General features: G+C 58.5%; 13 protein-coding genes and 4 pseudogenes. 11 read left to right on the forward strand and 6 right to left on the reverse strand.

The window, feature by feature from the left end; all coding sequences use genetic code 11:
• Positions 1-5: 5 nt before the first annotated feature.
• Positions 6-947: pseudogene (locus tag CUR85_RS04510) on the forward strand (IS3 family transposase); the annotation flags it as partial.
• 203 nt (positions 948-1150) lie between these two features.
• Positions 1151-2018, forward strand: a pseudogene (locus CUR85_RS04515) (bifunctional allantoicase/(S)-ureidoglycine aminohydrolase).
• Here CUR85_RS04515 and bhcR read toward each other — a convergent pair.
• A complete protein-coding gene (gene bhcR / locus CUR85_RS04520) occupies positions 1999-2847 on the reverse strand; it encodes an HTH-type transcriptional regulator BhcR (RefSeq protein ID WP_067265067.1) in 849 nt (282 codons plus the stop codon). The pseudogene CUR85_RS04515 and the gene bhcR sit on opposite strands and share 20 nt — an antisense overlap.
• A 169-nt stretch (positions 2848-3016) precedes the next feature.
• On the opposite strand from bhcR, the pseudogene bhcA reads away from it, so the two are divergent.
• From bhcA to CUR85_RS04550, 7 genes and pseudogenes are all read left to right on the forward strand, one after another.
• Positions 3017-4205 (forward strand): annotated as a pseudogene (gene bhcA / locus CUR85_RS04525) (L-aspartate--glyoxylate aminotransferase BhcA).
• The gene (gene bhcB, locus CUR85_RS04530) at positions 4205-5176 is read left to right on the forward strand and encodes a beta-hydroxyaspartate dehydratase BhcB (RefSeq protein ID WP_067265072.1); all 972 of its coding nucleotides are present in this window, start codon (positions 4205-4207) and stop codon (positions 5174-5176) included. The pseudogene bhcA and the gene bhcB overlap by 1 nt, the downstream one beginning before the upstream one ends.
• A gap of 32 nt (positions 5177-5208) precedes the next feature.
• On the forward strand, positions 5209-6372 hold the full coding sequence (gene bhcC / locus CUR85_RS04535) for a 3-hydroxy-D-aspartate aldolase BhcC (RefSeq protein ID WP_067265073.1): 1164 nt from the start codon (positions 5209-5211) through the stop codon (positions 6370-6372).
• A 195-nt stretch (positions 6373-6567) separates the two neighbouring features.
• Entirely contained in the window at positions 6568-7533 is a 966-nt protein-coding gene (gene bhcD / locus CUR85_RS04540; protein ID WP_067265076.1) for an iminosuccinate reductase BhcD, read from the forward strand.
• Between the two features lie 87 nt (positions 7534-7620).
• Positions 7621-8133, forward strand: a complete 513-nt coding sequence (locus tag CUR85_RS04545) for an AmiS/UreI family transporter (RefSeq protein WP_067265087.1) — start codon at positions 7621-7623, stop codon at positions 8131-8133.
• Positions 8130-8468: a glyceraldehyde 3-phosphate dehydrogenase NAD-binding domain-containing protein gene (locus CUR85_RS20065; protein WP_331711015.1), complete on the forward strand. Its 339-nt coding sequence runs from the start codon at positions 8130-8132 to the stop codon at positions 8466-8468. Before CUR85_RS04545 ends, CUR85_RS20065 begins: the two co-directional genes overlap by 4 nt.
• The gene (locus CUR85_RS04550) at positions 8380-9129 is read left to right on the forward strand and encodes an aldehyde dehydrogenase (protein WP_343245407.1); all 750 of its coding nucleotides are present in this window, start codon (positions 8380-8382) and stop codon (positions 9127-9129) included. Before CUR85_RS20065 ends, CUR85_RS04550 begins: the two co-directional genes overlap by 89 nt.
• A 121-nt stretch (positions 9130-9250) precedes the next feature.
• Here the strand turns inward: CUR85_RS04550 and CUR85_RS04555 are convergent, their stop codons facing one another.
• The 3 genes and pseudogenes from CUR85_RS04555 to puuE all read right to left on the reverse strand — a co-directional run bounded on the left by CUR85_RS04555 (position 9251) and on the right by puuE (position 12627).
• A complete protein-coding gene (locus tag CUR85_RS04555) occupies positions 9251-10675 on the reverse strand; it encodes a uracil-xanthine permease family protein (RefSeq protein WP_067264941.1) in 1425 nt (474 codons plus the stop codon).
• 61 nt (positions 10676-10736) lie between these two features.
• Positions 10737-11219 carry an ureidoglycolate lyase gene (locus tag CUR85_RS04560; protein ID WP_067264940.1) on the reverse strand — a complete coding sequence of 161 codons (483 nt, stop codon included), beginning with the start codon at positions 11217-11219 and terminating at the stop codon, positions 10737-10739.
• Positions 11216-12627 (reverse strand): annotated as a pseudogene (gene puuE, locus CUR85_RS04565) (allantoinase PuuE). Before puuE ends, CUR85_RS04560 begins: the two are co-directional and overlap by 4 nt.
• A 147-nt stretch (positions 12628-12774) precedes the next feature.
• Here puuE and uraH point away from each other — a divergent pair.
• Positions 12775-13128, forward strand: coding sequence for a hydroxyisourate hydrolase (uraH, locus tag CUR85_RS04570; protein ID WP_067264937.1), 354 nt, complete (start codon positions 12775-12777; stop codon positions 13126-13128).
• A gap of 21 nt (positions 13129-13149) precedes the next feature.
• Here the strand turns inward: uraH and CUR85_RS04575 are convergent, their stop codons facing one another.
• Positions 13150-14049: a LysR family transcriptional regulator gene (locus CUR85_RS04575; RefSeq protein WP_067264935.1), complete on the reverse strand. Its 900-nt coding sequence runs from the start codon at positions 14047-14049 to the stop codon at positions 13150-13152.
• A 100-nt stretch (positions 14050-14149) separates the two neighbouring features.
• Between CUR85_RS04575 and CUR85_RS04580 the strand changes: the two genes are divergently transcribed.
• Positions 14150-15382 (forward strand): urate hydroxylase PuuD, encoded by a 1233-nt coding sequence (locus tag CUR85_RS04580; RefSeq protein ID WP_067264931.1) that lies wholly within the window; start codon positions 14150-14152, stop codon positions 15380-15382.
• An 84-nt stretch (positions 15383-15466) separates the two neighbouring features.
• Here CUR85_RS04580 and CUR85_RS04585 read toward each other — a convergent pair whose 3' ends face one another.
• The gene (locus CUR85_RS04585) at positions 15467-16369 is read right to left on the reverse strand and encodes a LysR family transcriptional regulator (RefSeq protein WP_067264954.1); all 903 of its coding nucleotides are present in this window, start codon (positions 16367-16369) and stop codon (positions 15467-15469) included.
• Positions 16370-16512 lie beyond the last annotated feature (143 nt).

The raw sequence follows: 16512 nt of genomic DNA on the forward strand, positions 1-16512 counted from the left end.
GTCCAGAACTGACGACGCTGACCAAGCGGCGAGAGGCGGCGCTCAGGGCGATGCGGGATCACGGCATCTCGCAGCGCCGGGCCTGTCGGCTTGTCGGTGTCGACCCAAAGACAGTCCGGCGCGAACGCCCGCCGGACTGCCCTGAGATCCGCAAGGAGATGCAGGAGATCGCCGGAAAGCGGCGCCGGTTCGGCTACCGCCGGATTGGCGTGTTGCTTGAGCGCAAGGGCATGAAAATGAATCACAAGAAACTGTATCGGCTCTACCGGGAAGAAGGGTTGTCAGTGAAGCGGCGGCGCGGCCGCAAGCGGGCCCGTGGAACGCGCTCCCCGATGCCGGAGGCTGCGTATCCCAATGCGCGCTGGTCTCTGGACTTCCTGGCTGACAGCTTCGGCCCATCCCGGAAATTCCGCATCCTGGCAGTGATAGACGATTGCAGCCGCGAAAACCTGTGCCTGATTGCTGACACCAGCATCTCCGGCGCGCGTGTTGCGCGTGAGCTGGATGCGCTGGTGCGGATCTACGGTAAACCCGGATGCATAGTCAGCGATCGAGCCATTGGAACGCCATTGGTCCGAGAGACAATGGCGAGGGGGACAGAGTTCACGAGCCGGGCCATTCTGAGGTGGGCCGATCAGAACGCAATTCCGTGGCACTATATCGACCCAGGGAAGCCGCAGCAGAACGCCTTCATCGAGTCATTCAACGGCAGCCTGCGCGACGAACTGCTGAACGAGGAGATATTTGACACCCTGGACGACGCCCGCCGGAAGCTGGCGCTCTGGCGTTACGATTACAACACCGTCAGGCCGCACTCATCGCTCGGGAACAAAACACCGGCCGAAGCGCGCCGGACGCTTGAGCAATTTGAGGGCTCCGCGCCCGGCGCGCTTGCCAAGCCCGAAACCGACGACTATCAAAATCAAACCCGCAGACTCTCGTCATGAACGAGGGACCAGTGGGGGGCAGGTCACGCCGCATAAGATCGCGCTGAAAAGCTGCTGGCGTTGATGCGGCGATTAGCTTGGCAGATTAACAGATATCCCATTATCAAATCTCGCCGAACAGAGCTGTCGTCAGTTTACCGATGGTCGCCCCCTCTCCGTTTCGATTATCCTGATGGAAACAGCCCATTTCTTCTGGAGCATCCATGAGCACAAAATATTTCGCGCCACACGGGGGCACCCCGGACAAGAGCAGCTTCTTACCGATCGCGCCATCTTCAAGGATGCCTATGCCGTCATTCCGAAGGGCACAATGCGGGACATCGTTACCAGCTTTCTGCCCTTCTGGGAGGAGACGCGCCTTTGGGTCATCGCGCGGCCAATGAGTGGGTTTGCCGAGACTTTTTCTCAATACATCATGGAAGTGCAGCCCGGCGGGGGCTCTGACAAAGCCGAGCTGGACCCGGAGGCCGAAGGCATCCTTTTCGTGGTGGAAGGCACCGCGACTTTGCGGGTCGGTGGCGAGTCCTATAAGCTGAGCCCGGGCGGCTATGCGTATCTGCCCCCATCAAGCGGCTGGACCCTGCGAAACGAAGGAGACGAAGTCTTGCGGTTCCACTGGGTGCGCAAGGCCTATGAGGCCGTCGCGGGGTTGGATATGCCCGACGTATTGGTCCTGAACGAAAACGATATCGAACCGACGCCAATGCCCGGCACGGATGGCAAATGGTCGACAACCCGCTTTGTCGATCCGTCCGACCTGCGCCACGACATGCATGTCACGATTGTTACCTTCGAACCGGGCGGCGTGATCCCTTTCCTTGAGACACATGTGATGGAGCATGGGCTCTATGTTTTGGAGGGCAAAGCGGTTTACAATCTGAACAATGACTGGGTCGAAGTCGAAGCTGGCGACTATATGTGGCTTCGCGCTTTTTGCCCTCAGGCGTGCTATGCGGGGGGCCGGGGCGGTTCCGCTACCTGCTTTACAAGGACGTAAACCGGCATATGGCGCTTCGTCCCGGAACTGCGTCATACCCTCAGCATCAGCGGCTTAAGGCTGCGGCCGAGTAACGTCGCCTCCGATTGCGAGGCTCAATTCATGAGCCGCCTTGATGACGGGGCGGCTCAGTTCTTCGACCTCTGACGCGCCGACCCTGCTTGTCGGCCCCGATATCGAGATCCCCGCGACAGCTTCGCCATTCATGTCGAATACCGGCGCTGCGATACAGCGCATGCCCTCGTTTCTCTCTTCATTATCGACTGAAAAACCGCTTTCCCGAATGGCTTCGAGGTTCTGGCGCAGGGCTGCCGGATCAACGATCGTATGGGCGGTGAAGCGCGTCATCTGCCCCTTCGACAGAAGCTTGTCCAAACGCTCAGGCTCCATATAGGCGAGCAACGCCTTACCGATGCCGGAGGCATGCATTGGCGACAGGCTGCCGGGTGGGAAAAAGGCACGGATGTTCGCATGTGTTTCCACCTGGCTCAGAAACAAAACCGCATCTTCTTGCCCCTTGCCGATATTGGCTGTTTCACCGGTCGTTTCCATCAGCTTTCGCATGATGGGTCGCGCACGATCGACAAGGCTCGTGCGCCGAAGGAAACGCGCGCCGATCACAAAGGCGCGCGGGCCAACGTACCAAACCTGCTCTTCGTGATCGAATTCGACCAGCCCCCTGCCCTCGAGCGTTACAAGGATGCGGTAGACGGTCGCTGGCGATTGGCGCATTTCATCCGCCAGCTTGGTGAGCGGTTTGCCCTGTGCTTCGCTCAGATACTCAAAGACCTCCATGGCCCGGTCGAGCGATTTGATCGTGTTCTGCGCGGTCTTGTCCGTCCAGCCGCGCGGCCTTCCGCGTGCCCTGCGAGCCGCCCCAGAACCATTTTCTTGAGAATCCATAAGAACTTTTCGCTCACATGTGAAAGATAAACTCACGATATGAAAAATATAAGCCACTGACAAAACTCGGAATAACCAGAGCATTTAAAAAATGAAAGCTCATTTCAAAAAAGTATCAGCCCGCCTCGGCCCCGTCTACTGTGAGATCAACAACGGAAGGAGACCGTCCATGAGCTTTCAAAATCCCGTTTTCATCCCGGGCCCGACGAACATCCCCGAAAGCCTGCGCAAGGCCTGCGACATGCCGACGATCGACCACCGATCACCGCTGTTCGGCCAAATTCTGCATCCCGCGCGTGCAGGTGTTCGGCAGATCCTGAAAAGCGACAACGCAGAGGTCTTCATTTTCCCGTCCACTGGCACGGGGGGTGGGAAACCGCGCTGACCAATACGTTGTCGCCCGGTGACAAAGTGCTTGCGGCGCGCAATGGCATGTTCAGTCATCGTTGGATCGATATGTGCCAGCGCCATGGCCTTTCCGTGCAAGTAGTCGAAACCACATGGGGCGCGGGGCTTCCGGCGGATCGCTATGAAGAGATTCTGACCGCGGATAAGAACCACGAGATCAAGGCGGTCCTTGCCACACATAATGAAACGGCCACCGGCGTGAAATCGGACATCGCGGCGGTGCGCCGTGCGCTGGATGCATCGGGTCATCCTGCGATGCTGTTCATCGATGGGGTATCGTCGATTGCCTCGATGGATTTCCGCTTCGACGAATGGGGCGTGGACGTTGCCGTGACCGGGTCGCAAAAAGGGTTCATGCTGCCCGCAGGCCTCGCCATCGTTGGCTTCTCACCCAAGGCGATGGAGGCCACTAAGACCGCCACTCTGCCCCGCACTTTTTTCGATGTGCATGACATGGCGAAGGGCTACGCGAACAACGCCTATCCCTACACGCCTGCGGTGGGTCTGCTGAACGGGTTGAACCAGGCCTGTGATATGCTGCTGCGCGAGGGTCTGGAGAATGTGTTTGCCCGGCATCACCGAATTGCTGAGGGCGTGCGCGCGGCGGTCGGCGCTTGGGGCTTGATCTTTGCGCCACCGATCCTTCGGTCTACTCCGACACCGTCAGCGCCATTCGGACACCGGAAGGCTTTAACGCCACCGATATCGTGACACATGCCGCCAACCGGTATGGGGTCGCTTTTGGCGTGGGCCTTGGGGAGGTCGCCGGCAAGGTGTTTCGGATCGGCCACCTCGGCAGCCTTACGGATGTCATGGCCCTCTCCGGTATTGCGACGGCAGAGATGTGCATGGTCGATCTTGGACTGAACATCGAACTCGGTTCCGGGGTCGCGGCGGCCCAAGAGTATTATCGCGGCCATTCTGCGGCAGCGCAGAAGGACGCTGCGTGATGAAGGACACTCAGATGTACATCCCCACTTACGAGGACATGCTAGAGGCTCACGCGCGGATCGGCCCTCACATCCGTCGCACGCCGGTCCGCACCTCGGACTACCTCAACGAACTGGCCGGTTGCGAGCTGTTCTTCAAATGCGAAAATTTTCAGGAGCCCGGTGCCTTCAAAGTGCGGGGCGCCTCGAACGCGGTCTTCGGGCTGAGTGACGAACAGGCGGCCAAAGGTGTCGCGACCCATTCCTCTGGCAACCATGCCTCCTGCCTGTCTTATGCCGCTTTGAAGCGCGGCATTCCCTGCAACGTGGTGATGCCGCGCACAGCGCCGCAGGCGAAGAAGGACACGGTGCGCCGTTTTGGCGGCGTCATTACCGAATGCGAGCCGTCGACCAGTTCCCGCGAAGCGACCTTTGCCGAGGTACAGGCCGCGACGGGGGGCGATTTTGTCCATCCCTACAACGATCCGCGCGTGATCGCCGGTCAAGGCACCTGCGCGCGCGAGTTCATGGAGCAGACGGATGGTCTTGACGCGGCGGTGGCGCCCATCGGCGGCGGCGGCATGATCTCTGGCACTTGCCTCACCCTCGCGACCCTCGCACCTGAGACTCAGATCATCGCCGCCGAACCTGAACAGGCAGACGACGCTTACCGCAGCTTCAAGGCGGGCCATATCATTGCCGACGATGCGCCCAAAACCATTGCCGATGGGCTTCTGGTCCCGCTCAAGGACCTGACTTGGCATTTCGTCTCGAACCATGTGTCCGAGATCTACACAGCGTCGGAGCAAGAGATCCTAGAGGCGATGAAGCTGACGTGGAAACATCTGCGCGTGGTGATGGAGCCATCCTCTGCTGTGCCGCTCGCGACAGTTCTCAGAAACCCGGAAGCGTTTAAGGGCAAACGCGTTGGCCTGATCATCACGGGCGGCAATGTCGACCTCGACAGGCTGCCATGGCTGAACGCCGCTTGATCCCAAATGACTGAAAATTAAGGAGCACGGACATGAAAGATATGACCAATCTCGACGCATACGAAGTGGGCTACGATATTCCGGCAAAACCCGGCATGGACGAGGCCGACATTCAAACCCCGAGCCTTGTGCTCGATCTTGACGCGCTGGAGCGCAACATCAAGAAGATGGGGGATTACGCCAAGGCGCATGGCATGCGCCACCGGACCCATGGCAAAATGCACAAGTCGGTCGACGTGCAAAGGCTTCAGGAAAAGCTCGGCGGTGCCTGCGGTGTCTGCTGCCAGAAAGTCTCCGAGGCCGAGGTTTTTGCCCGGGGTGGCATCAAGGATATCCTCGTCTCGAACCAAGTGCGCGATCCTGCCAAGATCGACCGTCTTGCCCGCCTGCCCAAGCTTGGCGCCCGCACGATCTGTTGCGTGGACGATCTTGCCAATGTGGCCGACCTGTCGTTGGCGGCGCGGACACATGGCACCGAAATCGAATGTCTTGTCGAGATAGATTGCGGCGCCGGACGCTGCGGTGTGACCTCCACCTCTGACGTTGTTGAGATTGCCAAGGCCATCGACACGGCTGAGGGTCTTAAGTTCGCTGGCCTGCAGGCCTATCAGGGCGCAATGCAGCACCTCGACAGCTATGACGAACGCAAGGCAAAAATAGATATCGCCGTGGCGATGGTCAAAGATGCGGTCGATACGTTGAAAACCGAGGGTTTGGCGTGTGACATCGTCGGCGGTGGCGGCACCGGCTCCTACTATTTCGAGTCCAACTCTGGTGTGTATAACGAATTGCAGTGCGGCTCCTATGCCTTCATGGACGCGGACTATGGGCGCATCCTCGACAAAAACGGCAACCGCATCGACCAAGGTGAATGGGAAAACGCCTTTTTTATCCTCACAAGCGTCATGAGCCATGCAAAGGCAGACAAAGCGATCGTTGACGCGGGGCTCAAGGCTCAATCCGTCGATAGCGGCCTGCCGGTGGTCTACGGACGCGACGATGTCGAGTACGTTAAATGTTCGGACGAGCATGGGGTCGTGATGGATCCGAACGGTGCGCTCCGTGTGAACGACAAGCTGAAGCTGGTTCCGGGACACTGCGACCCAACCGCCAATGTGCATGACTGGTATGTCGGTGTGCGCAACGGCAAGGTCGAATGCCTCTGGCCTGTCTCGGCACGCGGTCACGCCTATTGATCAGCCGGTTCACGGCTGGGCGGCTGCGTCGTCGCCAAAGACCTGCGCCCCCCTGACCCGGTTTCTCCCGACCCGCACAGGGGGCGCTCTCATTCAAGATAGGTGTCAAACCGCGCTTATCTGCTCGGAGCCGGCGGCTCAAAGCTGCTGGCCCGCCTCCCGGACTGCTCTGACCCGAAGAATTTGGAGACTAAAATGCTGATCGTACCTGAACGTGAAATTGCCGACCTCATGACCCGCGCGGCCGCTTTTGATGCCATCGAAAAGGTGTTCGCCGCGATGGCCTCCGGCGATGCCTACAACTTTCCGGTCGTTCGCGAAGCGATTGGCCACGAAGACGCGCTTTATGGGTTCAAAGGCGGATTTGACCGCGCGGGCTTGACCTTGGGGTTGAAGGCCGGTGGCTATTGGCCAAACAATCTGGAGAAACGCGGGTTGATCAACCACCAATCCACTGTCTTCCTGTTTGATCCCGACAGCGGCAAGGTCAAGGCCATGGTGGGTGGCAACCTGCTGACCGCCCTGCGCACGGCGGCGGCCTCCTCTGTGTCGATCAAGCACCTCGCGCGCAAAGACGCCTCCGTGCTCGGCATGGTCGGCGCAGGTCATCAAGCCACCTTTCAACTGCGCGCCGCCCTGGAGCAGCGCAACTTCGAAAAGGTGATCGGCTGGAATTATCACCCGGAGATGCTGCCCAATATCGAAAAGGTGGCTCAGGAAGCGGGAGTTCCCTTTGAGGCCGTCGACCTGCCCGCCATGACCGAAGCGGATGTCATCATCTCGATCACCTCCGCCTTTGCGCCCTCGCTGATGGCCGATCATGTCAGCCCCGGAACCCATGTCGCCTGCATGGGCACCGACACCAAGGGCAAACAGGAGGTCGAAGCCGCCCTGCTCGGGCGCGCTGCCGTTTTCACCGATGAGGTTGCGCAATCCGTGAGTATCGGCGAGGCGCAGCATGCCATCGCGGAGGGGATCATCACTGAGACCGACGTTGCCCAGCTCGGCGCGGTGATTAACGGAGACCATCCGGGGCGCATCTCGAAGGATCAGATCACCCTGTTCGACGGTACCGGCGTGGGGCTACAGGATCTTGCTGTCGCGGCCAAAGTCGTCGATCTGGCTGTCGAGAAGGGCATCGCGGTCGAAGTGGACTTCTAGCCCAAGCCCATAGCCTCCCAATAACTCACGTTCCGGGTCGCGCCAGAAACGGCGCGGCCTTTCGCGCGCAACAAGACGGTAGCTTTCATGTTTCTGCCTCTGTCCCTGCTTTTTGTGGGCGCGGTTCTGATCCTGAACGGGTTCTGGATGTCCGGGCGGATCGCGAATCGGGAGATCGTTGTCATCAACCTGGCGACGGCAGCGATCACGGCTGCCGTGGCTGCCTTATCGCTGACCCGCGCAATGACCCCAGAAGATGTCCGGACCGTGGCCCTGACCCTGCTCTTCAGCGTGACCTACCTTTGGGTGGCGGTTAACCGGCTGACCGGCGCAGACGGTCGGGGACTTGGCTGGTTCAGCCTCTTCGTCGCTCTCTCGGTCCTGCCCCAAGCCTATCAAGCGATCGTGACAGCGGCAGGCTTCGTCGCTCTATGGCTCGGGTTGTGTTGGCTGGCTTGGTCAGGTCTGTGGTTCTTGTATTTCGTCACATTGGCGTTGCAGAAACAGATACAAGGTCCGACAACCGTCGCGACCCTGGGCGCTGGCGTTCTGACGGCTTGGCTGCCCGCCCTTGTCTTATTGTACGGAGCGCATCCATGACCGGCAAACTACGGGTTTTCATCAATGGCTTTGGCCGTATCGGCAGGACATTGCTGCGTCAGATCCTCGAAGACGACGCTCGGGCCGACGTGGAGATTGTGGGGATCAACGACATCGCCCCGCTGGAAACCTGCATCTACCTGCTTCGCTACGACAGTGTTTATGGCCCCCTTTGCGTTCCCGTGACTACAGGCGCCAATCAGGTGACGATTGGCGCAAAGACCATCCCCTTCACCCGAGCCAGATTTGCGGGCATTGGACCTGCGCGGCGTCGACGTGGTGCTGGAGTGTACCGGCAAGGTTCAGGAGCGACAGTTTGCGAAAGCTGGCATTGATGCCGGCGCGCGAAACGTGCTGATCTCGGGTCCATCGAAAGCGGCCGAACGGACCGTTGTCCTCGGCGCCAATGAGCAGGAGCTGGGCGACGCGCGGATCATTTCCAATGCCTCCTGTACGACCAACGCAATCGCGCCACTGCTGCGTACCATCGATCTTGGGCTTGGCATATCGCGTGCGCATGTCACGACAATTCACTGTTACACCGGAAGCCAACCCACGGTGGACCAGCCCGGCGCCAGTTTGGAACGAAGTCGCGCGGCCGCCGTCTCAATGATACCGACATCCACAAGCGCTGCCGATCAGCTATTTAACATACTACCCGAGTTTTGTGACCGGCTCAGCGTGGCCGCCGTTCGCGTGCCTTGCATCTCGGTCTCGGCTATCGACGCGACGCTTCAACTTGCCGAACAGCCCGAAGGGTCATGCGTGGAATTTCTGCGCGAGGCCTTTGCAGGCTCGGCATTGGTTGGGCTTTGCGACGACCCCTGTGTTTCCACCGATTTCCGGGGCCGCCCTGAATCTTTGGTGATCGCCCTTCCCGAAACGCAAGAGATCGAACACCGCCAACTGCGCGTCTTTGGCTGGTACGACAACGAATGGGGTTTCTCTGCAAGGATGCTGGATATGGCGTCGCGCATTGCACATAGGGGCTGCTAATCCCGCCCAGCAAGCTACCCGCATGATCCAAGACTGTCTTAGAGCAAAAAAATGCGGCGCAGGGTTTGCGCCGCATTCTTTTTTCATCATTCGCAACAGTACGCCTGCTGCAAAGGGTTTGTCAGACACTGTCAGTTTTGCTTAGCGAGCCCTTTCCATACCCGGACATCCCGCCGGAGACTTCCTCGGTGGATTCGCTTGAAAGCTCCTCGGGCAGTGCGAGGTTGAGCACGATGGCAATAACAGCCGCGGGCAGAATGCCGGAAGTCGCCAAGACCTTCAGAGTTCCCGGCAGGTACTGAAGCGCGTTCGGCTCAAGCTGCAGACCCAGGCCGAGCGACAGCGAGATGGCAAAGATCACCATGTTGCGCCGGTTCCAGTTCACATCTGACAGCATCGAAATGCCCGCCGCCACCACCATGCCGAACATGACGATGACGCCCCCGCCCAGCACTTCGATCGGGATCGAAGAAATTATGGCACCGATTTTGGGCACAAGGCCGCATACGATCAGGAAAAGTGCGCCAATGGTGACGACCATGCGGCTCATCACACCCGTCATGGCGATCAGGCCGACGTTCTGGCTGAACGATGTATTGGGCAGCGCGCCGAAAAAGCCCGAGATCGCCGTGCCGATCCCGTCGGCATAGGTCGCGCCCTGAATTTCGCGATCCGTCGCCTCCCGACCGGCGCCGCCCATGGTGATACCGGAAACATCGCCCACCGTCTCGATGGCCGAGACAAAGGACATGGCGCAGAAACCGACGATGGCCGCAACGGTGAATTCAAGACCAAAGTGAAGTGGATTTGGCAGAGCAAAGCTCGCGGCCCGCCCGACATTACCCAGATTGACCTGTCCGAGTGCAACGGCGACCGCATAGCCGACCAAAAGGCCAATCAGCACCGCCGATACGGACAACATGCCCCGGGTAAAGAATTTCAGCCCAAGCGTCACCAGGATCACCGTTCCGGCCATGAACCAGTTGAGACCCGAACCGTATTCTTCCGTACCGATTGCCGGCACGCCGCCCGCTGCGTATTGGATGCCGACCTTGACCAGCGCCAGACCAATCATAGTCACGACCAAGCCGGTCACCAGCGGCGGCAATGCAAATCGCAGCCTACCGATGAAAAGCCCCAGAAAGGCGTGGAACAGACCGCCCGCGACGATCCCACCCATCAAGACCGCGATCGCGTCGACGCCTTTGCCCGCGACGAGCGGGATCATAATCGGTATGAAAGCAAAGGATGTCCCCTGCACGATGGGCAGGCGCGCGCCAACAGGGCCAAGCCCAACCGACTGGAAAAGCGTCGCAATCCCTGCAAAGAACATAGACATCTGAATCATGTAGATCATTTGCGGGAAGTCAGGGCTGTTCGAGCCAAAGCCGAAGCCTGCAGCGCCGCAAACGATGATCGCCGGTGTGACGTTCGATACGAACATCGCCAGCACGTGCTGAATTCCGAGTGGCACCGCTTTTGTTAACGGCGGGGTATAATTTGGATCGCGGAGCTGGTCCGGCGTTCCGATAGATGCATCAGACATTGTGATTGTTTCTCCCTATTGATGCGTGGGCCGGCTCCCTTATTCTTTGCCGATTTATTGATTATCGCTCGATGATGAATGGCTCATCGAACCAGTGTTCCTCCAGATTTGGGCCGTCGCTGACCCGATCGACAACGATGAACAGCCCCGGATCGGACAGCGGACACAAAACCCCGTGCCAGACGTTCCGCCCGATGTTCACCGCCTGCCCTGATCCGGCAATAAACGCGCGGGGCGCGAACGGGGCCCCGTCCTTATCTTCCGCCAGCACGACAAGATATTCGCCTTCCTGCATCGGCATGAAAGCTTGGCTTCCCAGCGGATGCCGTTCCATCATTTCCATTGTGAAAGGCATCGAGAACGACTCGGATTGAAAGACGCTGACCCCGAGCCGACCATCAACGTCTAATGTCGCACGATCGTGGAAACGTCCGCAGCGCCCTTGGTTGATCAGCTTGTCGGGCATGTCCGACGCGTCGATCAGCTCTGCCAACCCCGCGATGGCTCCAGAACTGATTTTGTTTGCCGTCAAAATGTTACTCATGATGCAAACTTCTCAATCAGGCGCAGTTCTGCGATGCGTTCCACCTGCCTGCAGGCTTCGGAGAACTCGGTATCGCGGTCATTTCCGATGCGGCGGTGAAATGCTTCGAGAATGCTCGATTTCGTGTTGTCCTTCACTGCAATGATGAAGGGAAAGCCGTGCCGTTCCACATACTCTCTATTGAGTTTCTGGAAGCTCTCCCGCTCTTCATCGGTCAGCAGATCCAGCCCTGCCCCCTTCTGTTCAAGGGTGCTCTCCTTAGTAAGGCGGCCGGCAGCTGCCAGTTTTCCTGCCAAATCGGGGTGTGCGGTCAGAACCCCCAAACGCTGTTCTTCGGAAGCATTGCGGAATACCCGCGCTAGTGCGTTGTGAATACCTGCTGCATTGTCATGGGTCGCGCCAAGCTCAAGATCGAATGCGCCCTCTGCGATCCACGGGCTGTGTTCGAACACGCCGCCGAATTCGGCGACAAAGGTTTCCCGGTCCATATCAGATGGCACGATACCTTTGGCTGGCGGATGCAGGCTGGCCCAGTGATCGGCGATCTGTTCGCGCGTGGCGAACCAGACCCCCTCATGTGTCGCAAAATGCTCCAGAACCCGCTTCAGAGCCATGGCACGGCCCGGCCGTCCAATAAGACGGCAGTGCAACCCGATCGACAGCATCTTCGGCGCGCCCGCGACCCCTTCGGCATAGAGCATGTCGAAACTGTCCTTGAGATAGCTCTCGAACTGGTCACCATTCGTGTAGCCCGCTTGGATCGCGAACCGCATGTCATTGCAGTCCATCGTGTAGGGCACGATCAACTGGTCTTTGCCCCCGGCCCTGACCCAATAGGGCAGATCATCGGCATAACTGTCAGCGATATAGGCGAAGTTACCTTCCTCGGCGGCAAGGTCTACAGTATTCATGGAGCAGCGCCCGGTGTACCAACCGCGCGGGGCCTCCCCACCACTTCGGTATGCAGGCGGATTGCCTCGCGGATCTGGGCGCGTTCTTCGTCCGGCTCCATGTCCTTGTGTTCAATCCACTTCAGACCATGGCTGGCAATTTCCCAGCCCGCATCCTTCATCGCCTTGAGTTGTTGCGGCGCCCGCATCAGGGCAGTCGTCACGCCATAGACGGTGGTCGGCGTATCTTTTAGCAGATCGTGAACCCGCCAGAAGCCTGCGCGGCTGCCGTACTCATAGATCGATTCCATGTTCCAGTGGCGTTGACCCGGCCAAGGAGCGGCGCCGGTAATTTCCGAAAGAAAGGCTTCGGACGCGGCATCACCGTGCAGGATATTGTTCTCGCCGCCCTCTTCATAGTTCAGTACGATCTGTACGGCAATTTTTGCACCGTTTGGCCATTGCGCGGCCGGGATGCTACGACCATAGCCGGTCATATCTCTTGGGTAACGGTTCACTTGGATATTCCTTCTTGCTTTCTACATCCTAAACTCAAAAACCCAGACGCTTTTTCAAAAAATAATTAAAGGAGCCTTCTGCCCGTCGACATTTGTCACGGAAACCAATTCTGCGTAAACACGATTAACCTCGGAGGAGAAGTTTGAATGGCCGGCTACCTTACCACCCATGTGCTCGACACTGCGCGGGGCTGCCCCGCCAAGGGCTTAAAAATCGAATTGTTTCGCCTCACTGGTTCCGATCGGCATTTGTTGAAAACATTGACGACAAACGACGACGGGCGCACGGATGAGCAGATCTTGCCCGAGACAGCGTTCGAGCTGGGCGAATATGAACTGCTGTTCCATGCAGGTGCCTATCTGGATGCAAGCGACACGCCGCCTGAAGACCCACGCTTCCTAAACGTGATCCCCATCCGGTTTGGCATGTCCGAACAGTCTCACTACCATGTGCCCCTCCTGCTCTCTCCTTTCGGCTACTCTACATATCGCGGCAGCTGAAGCATCGCGGGCGCATCTCGGCTAGATCGTCGCGGCGATCCGGTCGACCATGAATTCCATGAACAGGCGCGTTTTCGGGTCTTGGCGGCGGCGGTGGGTGAACAGGCAGGCCATCTGGATCGGCTCGGGCGGCGTCTTTTCCGCGACCGGGACCAAAGCGCCGGTCCGGAGATGGTCCGCAATCTCGAAAACCGGTTTCATCGCGACACCATGCCCCGCAAGGGCCCAATCGGTGAGCACGTCACCGTCGTCAGATTCGTAGCGCCCCGAGACCCGAAAACGTTTGGGGCCGTCCTTTGTCTTGAGCAACCACCGAAATTCGGTCGCCCCCGGGAAGCGTAGGTTAAGGCATTCATGCCCTTCCGAAACCAAAGCATCTCCACCGACGGGCATGCCCCGCCGCACGATATACTCTGGCGAGGCACAGAGCACCCGTTCGACATCCGCAATCTTCCGAATGCGTAGATTGCTGTCTTCGGGCTGACCTAGGAAAAACGCGAGGTCCAGTCCTTCGGTCGTCAGATCCACCTTGCGGTCCGTCAAACGCAAGCGCACGCTGACCTCGGGATAACTCTTCAAGAAGTCGGGAACCTGCGGCGCGATCAATCGACGCCCGACACCCAAGGGCGCCGCCACATAAAGCGAGCCTTTAAGATTTTCGGTGATGTTGACGATCTGCGCCTCGGCGCTTTCGACGGCTTCGAGGATCTCAGTCGCGCCCCGGTAGAAAGCCTTTCCCTGCTCGGTCGGGGAAAGACTGCGCGTTGTCCGTTGGAAAAGCCTGACACCAAGCCGTTCTTCCAACTGGGAAATCCGAGATGACGTCACAGCAGGAGATATCCGCAGATCTCGTCCCGCGGCAGACATGCTGCCAAGTTCATAGACGCGCACGAAGGTGCGGATGTTATCGAAGTAGGACATTATTCTGTCTTTTTTGATGCTGCTTGGTCCCTCATCGCGATACCAGAACAAAGCAGTCTCGCCTAGTGTGCTGGAAAATTCGAATCTTAGGAGGCAAGCCATGTACGATTTGGCAATTCTGTGGGACTGGATCGCGTTCAGCGTGCGCTGGCTGCATGTGATCACTGCAATGGCATGGATCGGTGCATCGTTCTACTTTATCGCGCTCGACCTCATGCTGAAGCCAAACGACGCCCTGCCCGAAGGCGCCTATGGCGAAGAGTGGGAAGTGCATGGCGGGGGCTTTTATCACACCGTCAAATATCTGGTGGCGCCCGCCCGGATGCCTGAACACCTGACTTGGCACAAATGGCAAAGCTACAGCACTTGGCTGTCCGGCGCGGCGCTTTTGATGATCATCTACTGGGTGGGCGGTGAACTATTTCTGCTCGATCCCACCAAGGCCGATCTCTCGCTTTGGCAGGGCATCCTGATCTCCGGCGGCTCCTTGACGATCGGTTGGCTGCTATACGACGCGATGTGCAAATCGAAACTTGCCGATCACCCCACGGTTTTGATGCTGCTCTTGTTCGTGATCCTTGTGTTCATGTCCTGGGGATACAACCAGATCTTTACCGGCCGGGCGGCACTGCTGCATCTCGGCGCGTTCACAGCGACGATCATGACTGCCAACGTGTTTTTCCAGATCATGCCCAACCAGCGGGTCGTCGTCGAAGACCTCAAGGCGGGACGGACGCCTGATGCGAAATACGGCAAGATCGCCAAGGTGCGCTCGACACATAACAACTACCTGACGCTGCCGGTGGTGTTCTTGATGTTGTCGAACCACTATCCGTTGGCTTTTGGAACTGAGTTCAGCTGGATTATCGCCAGCCTGATCTTTCTGACCGGGGTCACCATTCGCCACTACTTTAACACGATGCACAAAACCGGAACCGGCCCACATTGGACTTGGGCAGTGACCGTGTTGCTGATGATTTTGATCGCTTGGCTCTCTACCATTCGGACAGGCGAGACTTGGGAGGACGCAGAGGCCCGTGCGTTGACGGCATACGAACAGACCTATGCCGCCGCCGAGGGGTTCGAAAATGCCTACGACACCGTCATCAGCAACTGTTCGATGTGCCATGCCCGAGAACCGGTCTGGGGCAATATGCAGTGGGCGCCGAAAGGCGTCTACCTTGAGACACCGGGCGACGTGGCGCGTCATGCTGAGCAGATTTATCTCCAAGCGGGCGTGAGCCATGCCATGCCGCCGCCGAACGCCGTACAGATGGATGAAGAAGCGCGGCGCAGCATTGTCGCGTGGGTGCGCGAAGTACGTCGTCAGTAGCGCTGCGCATTCCGCGTTGTTTTGGCTTTCGGCATGCAGGCAGCAGGCGGCGGACCAAACCCCGAGGATGAATGTGCTCAAGCCTCAGGCAAAGAAGCGTTTGCTGTTTCGCGCGATGTGATCAACGAAGAGACGGACCTTCGGATCCTGAAGCTTTTTGTGGGGATAGAGACAGCCAAAAATGGTCGGTTTTGGTGGGGCGTGAGGCAATACTTCGACCAGCCGTCCCGATTTCAGGTGTTCGCGCACGTCAAAGCGGGGTTTGTTGATGATCCCGCGCCCGGCCAGCGCCCAATCGGTCAAGACATCACCGTCATCGGCATCGAACCGTCCGCGAACTTCCAGTTTTCGGGGGCCCATATCGGTCTGAAGCGTCCAGTAATACTCTGGTGACCTCGGATACCGAAGTAGAAGGCAGTTGTGCGCCTGATCGTGAAGATCGTCAGGCGTCTTTGGCGTTCCAGAGCGAGACAGATAATCGGGCGAGGCGCACAAGGCCCGATCGCAATCCGCGAACTTTCGCAGCTTCATCGTGGAATCGCTCGGCTCGCCGATGAAGAACGCGATGTCGAGCCCATCGGCCATGATGTCCACCCGTCGGTCAGAGAGCCGCATCCGAATCTCAGTATCGGGATAGGTATCAAAAAACTCGGGCACCAAGGGCGCAACTATCCGTCGCCCGACCCCAAGTGGGGCCGTGATGCGCAGGGTGCCCCGCGGGGCGTCGGAAAAGCTGGCGACCCGGGCCTCGGCATTGTCCAAGGCCTGTAGAATGGCATGGGCTTCTTCGTAGAATACGGTGCCTACTTCTGTCGGGGTTATTGAACGTGTCGTCCGATTAAAGAGACGCACTCCAAGATGTTTTTCAAGCTCTTTCAAACGCTTGCTTGCAACGGCAGGGGTCAATCTCAGATCCCGGCCACCGGAAGTAATGCTTCCCAGTTCCATCACGCGAACGAAAACGCGCAGGCTTTCGATATAAGACATATAGGTGACCTCCTCACCCAATGAGGATGCCCAAGCCCCGATCTACTTTCAACGATCTGTTGAAAGTATTTAGCGTTTCAGGTGATTTTTTTACCTAAACAACTGTGTCTATCGTAGCGGCGACGATCACAGCCAGACTGGCG

The sequence above is a fragment of the Sulfitobacter faviae genome (assembly GCF_029870955.1).
Classification (GTDB): domain Bacteria; phylum Pseudomonadota; class Alphaproteobacteria; order Rhodobacterales; family Rhodobacteraceae; genus Sulfitobacter; species Sulfitobacter faviae.

What these genes read in the sequence shown, in the direction of transcription:
- bhcC (WP_067265073.1), top strand. Translation starts at nt 5,209, where the DNA reads ATGAAAGATATGACCAATCTCGACGCATACGAAGTGGGCTACGATATT.
- CUR85_RS04545 (WP_067265087.1), top strand. Translation starts at nt 7,621, where the DNA reads ATGTTTCTGCCTCTGTCCCTGCTTTTTGTGGGCGCGGTTCTGATCCTG.
- CUR85_RS04585 (WP_067264954.1), bottom strand. Translation starts at nt 16,369, where the DNA reads ATGTCTTATATCGAAAGCCTGCGCGTTTTCGTTCGCGTGATGGAACTG.
- CUR85_RS04555 (WP_067264941.1), bottom strand. Translation starts at nt 10,675, where the DNA reads ATGTCTGATGCATCTATCGGAACGCCGGACCAGCTCCGCGATCCAAAT.
- bhcB (WP_067265072.1), top strand. Translation starts at nt 4,205, where the DNA reads ATGAAGGACACTCAGATGTACATCCCCACTTACGAGGACATGCTAGAG.
- CUR85_RS04560 (WP_067264940.1), bottom strand. Translation starts at nt 11,219, where the DNA reads ATGAGTAACATTTTGACGGCAAACAAAATCAGTTCTGGAGCCATCGCG.
- CUR85_RS04580 (WP_067264931.1), top strand. Translation starts at nt 14,150, where the DNA reads ATGTACGATTTGGCAATTCTGTGGGACTGGATCGCGTTCAGCGTGCGC.
- uraH (WP_067264937.1), top strand. Translation starts at nt 12,775, where the DNA reads ATGGCCGGCTACCTTACCACCCATGTGCTCGACACTGCGCGGGGCTGC.
- CUR85_RS20065 (WP_331711015.1), top strand. Translation starts at nt 8,130, where the DNA reads ATGACCGGCAAACTACGGGTTTTCATCAATGGCTTTGGCCGTATCGGC.
- bhcD (WP_067265076.1), top strand. Translation starts at nt 6,568, where the DNA reads ATGCTGATCGTACCTGAACGTGAAATTGCCGACCTCATGACCCGCGCG.
- bhcR (WP_067265067.1), bottom strand. Translation starts at nt 2,847, where the DNA reads ATGGATTCTCAAGAAAATGGTTCTGGGGCGGCTCGCAGGGCACGCGGA.
- CUR85_RS04575 (WP_067264935.1), bottom strand. Translation starts at nt 14,049, where the DNA reads ATGTCCTACTTCGATAACATCCGCACCTTCGTGCGCGTCTATGAACTT.